The organism is Polaromonas sp., from assembly GCF_039930745.1.
GTDB lineage: Bacteria > Pseudomonadota > Gammaproteobacteria > Burkholderiales > Burkholderiaceae_C > Polaromonas.
Window position 1 is genome coordinate 1 of record NZ_JBDTTH010000122.1, and the last position, 8,812, is coordinate 8,812.

The 8,812-nt window shown below is 62.8% G+C and carries 12 protein-coding genes; 8 read left to right on the top strand and 4 right to left on the bottom strand.

Annotated features, from left to right (window positions below; all coding sequences use genetic code 11):
* The 4 genes from ABI660_RS21635 to ABI660_RS21650 all read left to right on the top strand — a co-directional run.
* Positions 1 to 141 (top strand): F0F1 ATP synthase subunit gamma (locus ABI660_RS21635; protein WP_348072044.1); only part of this gene is annotated, 141 nt, incomplete at its 5' end.
* Positions 142 to 188: 47 nt separating this feature from the next.
* Positions 189 to 1,592: a F0F1 ATP synthase subunit beta gene (atpD, locus tag ABI660_RS21640; RefSeq protein ID WP_348072025.1), complete on the top strand. Its 1,404-nt coding sequence runs from the start codon at positions 189 to 191 to the stop codon at positions 1,590 to 1,592.
* A gap of 3 nt (positions 1,593 to 1,595) precedes the next feature.
* Entirely contained in the window at positions 1,596 to 2,021 is a 426-nt protein-coding gene (locus ABI660_RS21645) for a F0F1 ATP synthase subunit epsilon (protein ID WP_348072027.1), read from the top strand.
* Positions 2,022 to 2,455: 434 nt separating this feature from the next.
* A complete protein-coding gene (locus ABI660_RS21650) occupies positions 2,456 to 2,596 on the top strand; it encodes a hypothetical protein (protein WP_348072029.1) in 141 nt (46 codons plus the stop codon).
* Between the two features lie 35 nt (positions 2,597 to 2,631).
* Here ABI660_RS21650 and ABI660_RS21655 read toward each other — a convergent pair whose 3' ends face one another.
* From ABI660_RS21655 to ABI660_RS21665, 3 genes are read right to left on the bottom strand one after another with little or no spacing between them, the layout of a single operon-like run.
* Entirely contained in the window at positions 2,632 to 3,150 is a 519-nt protein-coding gene (locus tag ABI660_RS21655; protein WP_348072031.1) for a TPM domain-containing protein, read from the bottom strand.
* Between the two features lie 9 nt (positions 3,151 to 3,159).
* Positions 3,160 to 4,053, bottom strand: a complete 894-nt coding sequence (locus tag ABI660_RS21660) for a TPM domain-containing protein (RefSeq protein ID WP_348072033.1) — start codon at positions 4,051 to 4,053, stop codon at positions 3,160 to 3,162.
* Between the two features lie 33 nt (positions 4,054 to 4,086).
* Positions 4,087 to 4,686, bottom strand: coding sequence for a LemA family protein (locus tag ABI660_RS21665; RefSeq protein ID WP_348072035.1), 600 nt, complete (start codon positions 4,684 to 4,686; stop codon positions 4,087 to 4,089).
* A 44-nt stretch (positions 4,687 to 4,730) separates the two neighbouring features.
* Between ABI660_RS21665 and ABI660_RS21670 the strand changes: the two genes are divergently transcribed.
* Genes ABI660_RS21670 through ABI660_RS21685 form a run of 4 tightly spaced genes read left to right on the top strand, consistent with a single transcriptional unit; the run spans position 4,731 to position 7,581 of the window.
* A complete protein-coding gene (locus ABI660_RS21670) occupies positions 4,731 to 5,561 on the top strand; it encodes a hypothetical protein (RefSeq protein ID WP_348072037.1) in 831 nt (276 codons plus the stop codon).
* A gap of 4 nt (positions 5,562 to 5,565) precedes the next feature.
* A complete protein-coding gene (locus ABI660_RS21675) occupies positions 5,566 to 6,012 on the top strand; it encodes a nuclear transport factor 2 family protein (RefSeq protein WP_348072038.1) in 447 nt (148 codons plus the stop codon).
* A 17-nt stretch (positions 6,013 to 6,029) separates the two neighbouring features.
* Positions 6,030 to 7,037 (top strand): alpha/beta fold hydrolase, encoded by a 1,008-nt coding sequence (locus ABI660_RS21680; protein WP_348072046.1) that lies wholly within the window; start codon positions 6,030 to 6,032, stop codon positions 7,035 to 7,037.
* The gene (locus tag ABI660_RS21685; RefSeq protein WP_348072040.1) at positions 7,030 to 7,581 is read left to right on the top strand and encodes a DUF2946 family protein; all 552 of its coding nucleotides are present in this window, start codon (positions 7,030 to 7,032) and stop codon (positions 7,579 to 7,581) included. Before ABI660_RS21680 ends, ABI660_RS21685 begins: the two co-directional genes overlap by 8 nt.
* 109 nt (positions 7,582 to 7,690) lie before the next feature.
* Here the strand turns inward: ABI660_RS21685 and ABI660_RS21690 are convergent, their stop codons facing one another.
* Positions 7,691 to 8,566, bottom strand: a complete 876-nt coding sequence (locus ABI660_RS21690; RefSeq protein WP_348072042.1) for a c-type cytochrome — start codon at positions 8,564 to 8,566, stop codon at positions 7,691 to 7,693.
* Positions 8,567 to 8,812 lie beyond the last annotated feature (246 nt).

Consider the following 8,812-nt stretch of genomic DNA (forward strand, 5'->3'; position numbering starts at 1 on the left):
GCCCGCATGGTGGCCATGAAGGCCGCCACCGACAACGCCGGCAGCGTGATTGGCGAGCTCAAGCTGGTTTACAACAAAACGCGTCAGGCGGCGATCACGAAAGAACTTTCGGAAATCGTTGCCGGTGCTGCAGCGGTTTAAGCCGCGCCCAGATTTACAAGATTTAAAGAACGGAAAAGGATCCAGTCATGGCTCAAGCTCAAGGCAAGATTGTTCAGTGTATCGGCGCGGTGGTTGACGTTGAGTTCGCGCGCGACCAGATGCCCAAGATTTACGACGCGCTCAAGATGGAAGGCTCCGCGCTGACCCTTGAGGTGCAGCAGCAGCTCGGCGACGGCATTGTGCGTACCATTGCGCTCGGCTCGTCCGACGGCCTGCGCCGCGGCAACATGGTGTACAACACCAATGCCAACATCACCGTGCCTGTGGGCAAGGCGACCCTGGGCCGCATCATGGACGTGTTGGGCGCGCCCATCGACGAGCGCGGCCCGGTCGACCAGACCCTGACGGCCCCGATTCACCGCAAGGCCCCGGCTTACGACGAGCTGAGCCCTTCGCAGGAACTGCTGGAAACCGGCATCAAGGTGATTGACCTGGTTTGCCCGTTCGCCAAAGGCGGCAAGGTGGGTCTGTTCGGCGGCGCCGGTGTCGGCAAGACCGTGAACATGATGGAGCTGATCAACAACATCGCCAAGGCGCACTCGGGCCTGTCCGTGTTTGCCGGTGTGGGTGAACGTACCCGCGAAGGCAATGACTTCTATCACGAGATGGCCGACTCCGGCGTGGTGAACCTCGAGAACCTCGGCGAGTCCAAGGTTGCGATGGTTTACGGCCAGATGAACGAGCCCCCAGGCAACCGTCTGCGCGTGGCGCTGACCGGCCTGACCATCGCCGAGTCCTTCCGTGACGAAGGCCGTGACGTGCTGTTCTTCGTGGACAACATCTACCGCTACACGCTGGCCGGTACCGAAGTGTCCGCGCTGCTGGGCCGCATGCCTTCCGCCGTGGGTTACCAGCCGACGCTGGCCGAAGAAATGGGCCGCCTGCAAGAGCGCATTACCTCCACCAAGGTGGGCTCCATCACTTCCATCCAGGCCGTTTACGTTCCTGCCGATGACTTGACCGACCCGTCGCCTGCCACCACTTTCGCCCACCTGGACTCCACCGTGGTGCTGTCGCGTGACATCGCTTCGCTGGGTATCTACCCTGCCGTGGACCCGCTCGACTCGACCAGCCGCCAGCTGTCGCCCGCCGTGGTCGGCGAGGACCACTACAACACGGCCCGCGCCGTACAGGGTACGCTGCAGCGCTACAAGGAACTGCGCGACATCATTGCGATTCTGGGCATGGACGAACTGGCCCCTGAAGACAAGCTGGCCGTGGCCCGCGCCCGCAAGATCCAGCGTTTCCTGAGCCAGCCCTTCCACGTTGCTGAAGTGTTCACCGGCTCGCCCGGCAAGTACGTCAGCCTGGCTGAGACCATCCGCGGCTTCAAGATGATTGTGGCCGGTGAGTGTGATCACCTGCCAGAGCAGGCCTTCTACATGGTCGGCACGATTGACGAAGCCTTCGAGAAGGCCAAGAAGGTCTAAGCCATGGACACCACACACACCATCCACGTCGATGTTGTCAGTGCGGAGGAGTCCATCTTCTCCGGCGAAGCCAAGTTCGTGGCTTTGCCGGGTGAGGCGGGCGAGCTGGGCATTTACCCGCGCCACACGCCGCTGATCACCCGCATCAAACCTGGTGCTGTGCGTATTGAAAAGGCCGATGGCACGGAAGAGTTCGTTTTCGTCGCCGGCGGCCTGCTTGAAGTGCAGCCCAATTGCGTGACCGTGCTGAGCGACACCGCCATTCGCGGCAAGGACCTTGACGAAGCCAAGGCCAGCGTCGCCAAGGCCGCCGCCGAGGAAGCGCTGAAAAACGCGAAGACCGATATTGATATTGCGATGGCCCAGTCCGAGCTGGCCGTGATGGCCGCGCAGATTGCGGCTTTGCGTAAGTATCGGCAGAAAAAATAAACGCCAGTGCATCATGAAAAACCGGTCCCTGAGACCGGTTTTTTTATGGAATGTCGCCGGGAGATCCACGAACCCGTGCGCAGCGAACAGAAGGTGGCGCCGATGGACCGGGCGGTAAAGTGCGGATCGCCGCCAGCACGCAATCTGGCAGCCCCTGCTTTTTGCCTTGGCGCGCTGACAAATCCTGCCGCCGGAGTGGTTGCCACGCCACGTTCTCATTTCGTCATGTGGATACCGCTTGCTCCATCCATTCAAGAAAAATATGCCTTCAGCCCATATACGGCGGGTACAGGCAGCTATCAAATGTGGAGCATTTTGGGTTCCGCCGCTGTATCAGGGAGGGCAAGGTAACAACTGGACACGCTAAATGACAGCCATGGAGTGGCTTGCCCTCTTATTGTTGCGACGGGTAGAGGTCAACAATGAGGTGCGAAATGGACAGTCTCCTGGATAGCCTGACATGGGAAGAAGCATCGCCAGAGCGCAAGGCCAGGCGCGCCCGCAAGGCTTGGCTGACGCGGGCTGTGCTTGCGGTGGCTGCTCTTTTTGTACTGGCCGTGGTTCTGGCGCCCTGAAGTGGCGTGACCAGTGTCGCCTGACGCCCGCCTGGCTATTGCAGCAAGGGCGTATCAGGCAACTCGTTGGGATTGTGGGCTGGGTCCTGCACGCCGTCGATGGCAAAGTGCGCCATTAGCAGTGCCGAGGTTTCTTCCAGCGCCTGCGTCAACCCGTCCTCATACCGTTTTTCCCTGAAGGCCTGGGCCATGCGTGCCACCGTGGCCTGCCACTGCGCCGGGCTCACATGCCGGGCCAAGCCGCGGTCGGCGACGATTTCAATGGCGTGGTCGGCCAACAGCAGGTAAATCAGCACGCCGTTGTTCTGCTCGGTGTCCCAGACGCGCAGCTTGCCAAACAGGCTCACCGCCCGGTCATGCGGGCTGGCGCGTCGCCACAGGTAGCTCAGCGGCAGTCCGGCTTCCACACAAATGCGGATCTCGCCGCTGTGGCGTTTTTCGCTGGCGGCCACGCGCTGCGCCAAGCGCTCCAGCAAATCGGGCGGAATGGCGCGGCGCGTGTCGCCCTCATCCAGCCAGAGGTGTTTGAGGAGGCGTGAGAGAAAAAGGCCCATGGTCGCTCCCTACCAGCTGCCGGACGCGCCGCCGCCGCCGAAGTTACCGCCGCCACCGCTACTGAAACCTCCGCCGCCTCCACCGCTGCTCCAGCCCCCGCCACCCGTGTGGCCGCCCCAACCGGAGAAGCCGCCGCGCCGGCCGGTGGGCACCACACTGGAAACCAGCGCAAACAGCATGGCGACGACAGTGGCTGCGCCGGCAATCAACAAACTGGAGGTGACGATCCAGGCCAGGAAACCGACTGCTCCGCCGGTGACCAGCGATCCGGCCTTGCGCCCGAACATGCCGGCCAGCACGCGGCCGCCCACCGGCACTGCAAAGAAAAGGAAAACAGCGAGATCCGTCCACTGGAAGCCCGGCGCTGCAGGTTTGCCAGCGTCGACGTCGGGTAGCGGCAGGTTTTCGCCGGCGATGCGCGCCATGATCTGGTCGACCCCGGCATCCAGGCCGCCGGCAAAATCGTTTCGCCTGAAACGCGGCGTGACGGCACGGTCGATGACTTGCCGCGCCGCCAGGTCGGGAATGGCGCCTTCCAGTGCCTTGGCGGTGGCAATGCGGACCTTGCGGTCATTTTTTGCGACCACCAGCAAGACTCCATCACCGACATCCTTGCGCCCTATTTTCCAGGCGTCACCGACGCGCTGGGTGTAGTCGGTGATGTCCTCGGGCAGGGTGCTTGCCAGCATCAGCACCACGACTTGCGTGCCGCGCGCTTTCTCAAAGGCCGCCAGCTTGGTTTCCAGGGCCTGGATCTGCCCGGCATCCAGCGTGCCGGTGCTGTCCATGACGCGGGCCGTCAGCGGCGGGATGGGCTGCAGGTCCTGGGCTTGTGCAACTCCCGCCAGGCAGCAGCCCGCCAGCAACACGCCCACGCACCGGTTCACCCAGTCCGTGCCCATAGCTCCGATCCAGCGGCTTGCCACGGTGGCTGCTTATTTTTTGTTGAAGTCCACGGTCGGAGGCGCGGAGATCTGCGCCTCGTTCTGAACGGTGAAGCCGGGTTTCACCGAGTAGCCGAAGACCATGGCGGTCAGGTTGGTGGGAAAGCTGCGCGTGAGCACGTTGTAGGCCTGCACCGCCTGGATGTAGCGGTTGCGTGCCACCGCGATGCGGTTCTCTGTGCCCTCGAGCTGCACGCGCAAGTCCTGGAAGCCCTGGTTGGCCTTGAGGTTGGGGTAATTTTCCGTCACCACCAGCAGTCGCGACAGAGCCGAACTGAGCTCGCCCTGCGCCGCCTGGAATTTCGCAAAAGCTTCGGGGTTGTTCAGGGTCTCCGGGGTCACCTGCATCGAGGTGGCCCTGGCCCGGGCTTCCACAACCTTGGTCAGTGTTTCCTGCTCGAAATTGGCCTCACCCTTCACCGTGGCCACGATGTTGGGCACCAGGTCGGCGCGGCGTTGGTATTGGTTGAGCACCTCCGACCAGGCCGACTTCGTCTGTTCATCCAGGCTCTGGAAGTTGTTGTAGCCGCAGCCGGACAGCAACAGGGCAGAGAGGCCGGCAAGGACCCAGGCGAAAAAACGTGATTTCATGACAAGCCTCCAGAAAATGCAAGCCGCCACACTACCATAGTCGAATGTCGCTGCACTCCACCTGTTCCCTTTCGTCCCCCCAGTCCCCCACCCCGCTGCAAGCCCTGCAGGCATCGTTCAGGCCGGCCACCCGCAGCAGCGCCCAGGCAGGGCTGATCGTGGCTGGCGCCACGGGCGCACTCGGCAGCGAAGTCTTGCGCCGGCTGGCGGGCAGTGGCGGCTTTGCCCATACCCAGGTGCTGGCGCGTGAACCTATGAACACCGGTCTGGCGCAGGTAGCGATTGCGGCGGTGCGGGGAGAGGACATCGCGGCCTGGCCGGTCTGTCCGCTGCCAGCACAGACAGGCGTGGTGATGTTCGAGCCCCCCCGGCTGTACCACGATCGCGAGCGTGCACTGTGGACGCCGCAGCCGGAACAGCTGCTCGCGCTGGCGCAGTGGCTCAGACGATGTGGTGTCCAGACCCTGGTGCTGGTGCTGCCGCACGCGCCGGGGCGCCTGCCCCAGGGTTTGCGCCACGGCCTGGCCAGCATCGACGAACAGCAGGTGGCCGCGCTGGGCTTTGAACGTGTTCTGCTGGTGCGTTCGGCGCAGAAGCCGTCCGCGCAGGGGCGCTTGGGGTTTCCGGAAAATGTGGCCGCCTGGATGCTTTCTACCCTCAAATACATGATCCCGGCCGGCGAACAGCCGGTGCGCCCCGCAAAGCTGGCCGAGTTTGTGGACCTGGTTCTCAGGGCGCTGCCGGCGGGGACTCATGTGGCGGCACCGGAATTGCTTTGGCAGGCAAGCCAGGCGCAAGACATGCACGGCGTGGTGCGGGCGTGGCTTAATACGGGTCGGCCATCCAGTGCGGCCGAGCGTTCATCCTCTGAATGATTCCATGCGAAAACCCAAAGTTTCCCAGGCGAACAACGGCAGCGCCGATGACATTGAAGCGGCTTTTTACGAGGCGCTGCAAGGCGGTGACATCGAAAAACTCATGGCCTGCTGGGCCGACGAGGACGACATTGTCTGTGTCCACCCAGGCGGGCCCCGGCTCGTGGGGATGGCCGCCATACGCGCTGCGTTTGACGCCATGTTTGCCAATGGCAGCATCCGTGCTCATGCCGAAAAAGTCCGCAAGGTTGAAGCCATGAGTTCCAGCGTCCACAGTGTGCTGGAACGCATTGAAGTGATGACCGAAGAAGGCCCCGTTCACGCCTACGTGATTGCCACCAACGTCTATCACAAGACCGCGCAGGGCTGGCGCATGGTGGCGCACCACACCAGCCCCGGCACGCCGCGCGAGATGCAGGAAATCTCGGACAGCCCGCAGGTGCTGCACTGAGTGAGGCCGCAGCCGTGATGCATTACCACGCGCCGTGGTGGTTGCCCGGCGGCAACCTGCAGACGATTTATGCCGCCTTGCGTTCGCAGCGTTACCTGGGCGAGGCGCCGAGCTTTCGCCGCGAGCGCTGGATCACGCCTGACGATGATTTTGTCGATGTTGACTTTGCGCAGCATGCCCATCCAGGAACTGCAGCAGGTCAGGTGCCCCTGCTTGTGGTGTTCCATGGCCTGGAAGGCTCGTCGGCCAGCCATTACGCCGAAGCTTTTGCCGATGTGGCCCGCGTTCGTGGCTGGGCCTGCGCCGTGCCGCATTTTCGCGGCTGTTCAGGCGAGCTCAACCGCGCGCCACGCGCCTACCATTCCGGCGACTTCGAAGAGATCGACTGGATCCTGCATCGCTTTCGCACACTGCATCGCGGCCCGCTGTTTGCCGTCGGTATTTCGCTGGGTGGCAATGCCCTGATGCGCTGGGCTGGCGAGATGGGGCAGGCGGCCACCAACGTGGTTGCAGCGGTGGCTTCGGTCTGCTCGCCGCTGGACCTGGCAGCCAGCGGCCATGCGATCGGCCAGGGCTTCAACCGGCTGGTGTACACCCGCATGTTCCTGCGGTCCATGGTGCCCAAGGCGCTGAAGAAGCTCGAGCAGCACCCCGGACTGTTCAGCGCCGAGGCGCTGCTTGCCGCCCGCGACCTGTATGCCTTCGACAACATCGTCACGGCACCTTTGCATGGGTTCAAAAATACGGAAGACTACTGGACGCGCGCTTCGGCCAAGCCGCACATGCGCCGCATAACGGTCGCTGCACTGGCGCTCAATGCGCTCAACGACCCCTTCATCCCCGCCGCGAGCCTGCCGCAGGCCGCCGATGTGAGTGCGGCCGTGACCCTCTGGCAGCCGCGTGAAGGCGGACACGTCGGGTTTCCCTCCGCACCCTTTCCGGGCCATGTGCGCGCCATGCCCGAGGCAGTGTGCGGGTTTTTCACGGCGCAGATCGATGCGGAGCAAAATAAACCGCATGGATGACATTGTTCGACAGGCCATCGCCAAATGGCCCAATGTGCCTCACTGCTTCGGCTGGCTGGGACTGGACGCGCGCGGCAACTGGTACATGCGCGATGACAAGGCGCAGGCCGCAGGCCCTTTTGCCGGTGGTCCGGCGGCCGGCAAGGGGTCGCTGCTCAAGCACGACAAGCTGATCGACTTCATTGCCCGCAATTACGAAAGCGACCCGGCTGGCCAGTGGTTTTTCCAGAATGGCCCGCAACGCGTGTATGTCGAACTCGAAGCGACCCCGCTGGTCTGGCGCATCGGCAATGCGCCTGATTTCTCCGTAACGGCGCACACTGGCCGGTCCGCGCGCGTGCAGCGCTGCATTCTCGATGAACATGGCCGCGTCTACCTCGAAACCGACCTGGGTTTCGGGCTGGTGCATACCCAGGACATGGTGCAGGCGTCTGATGCGATTGAGCAGGGCCTGTGGGTGCCCGCAGAGGTGACCACGAGCGACTTGCCGCGTCGTTTCTCCTACGTCCGCAGTCCGGCAGCGGGCCGAAAAACATCGACATGATGCTATTGATTCAGGAGCTGCTTGCGCCCGTCAGTCAAGGGCTGGAGTCGTATTTGACATAAAAAAACCGGTCACTGACCGGCTTTTTGGGGTGCGTGCAAAGGCCAGCTTATTTGGCTGCACTCACCATGAATTCGACGGCCGCGCGGATGTCGGCGTCGGAGGCGCTGGAGCCGCCCTTGGGTGGCATCGCGCCCTTGCCCTTGATCGCACTGGCGGTCAGGGCGTCAATGCCGGTTTTGATGCGCGGTGCCCAAGCGGCCTTGTCGCCAAATTTTGGGGACCCTGCGACGCTTGCAGCATGGCAGGCGAAGCAGGTTTGTTTGTACAGCGCTTCGCCGGCGCCGGCTTTGGACACCGTGGCTGGCGCTGCGGCCATCGCAACGGGTGCTGCGGATGGAGTAGCTGCGGCTGGAACAGGGGATGCAGCAACGGGTGCTGCTTGCGCGGCGGGTTCCGCAGCGCTGGCCTGCACGGCTGCCTTTTGCGGCTCGGGAAATTTTGCACCTGCAGCGTTGGCCATGTGCGCGACGGCTTTGCCGATTTCAACATCGTCAAACTCACCGCCACCTTGGGGGGACATGGCACCCTTGCCTTTAAGTGCGGAGTTGAGCAGGGCGGCAAAACCCTTCTGGATGCGCGGACCCCAGGCTGCGGCGTCGCCGAACTTCGGCGCGCCAGCAACGCCAGCGGCGTGGCAGGCCGCACATTGGGCCGCGTAAACTTCATTGCCGGGTTTCAGCGGGCGGTTGGCATCGCGAATTTCAACCGTGCCCACTTTCTGGATGCGCTGCGCAATGGCTTTTTCAAGGTCGCCTGTGCCAGCCGCCGGTTTGTTGTCAGAGGTGACGAAATAAACCAGCGCAATGATGGCAAAAATAGGAACGACAAAGGAGAAGAGAACGGCAAGCAGCAGCTGCTGGGGTGTTTTGATGGGGCCAGAGTGGTCTTCTTCGTGGGCCGTCGTGTGATCGTTTGCGCTCATGGCTTCCTCAAAAAACTGAAAATCGGTAACTAAAGCAACTCATATTCGACAACCTTCGATTATAGCTGCGGCCTCTCTGCGGACCGGGGCGGCCGGCCCCGGCTGGTAGAATCCACCACTTCCACAGGATCAGGCTCACAGAGCCGGCTCCTGCGAAGTCCCGACGCATGCAAAGTGGGTCAGGACCGTCATTTCAGCATTGCGGCTGTAGCTCAGTGGATAGAGTATTGGCCTCCGAAGCCAAGG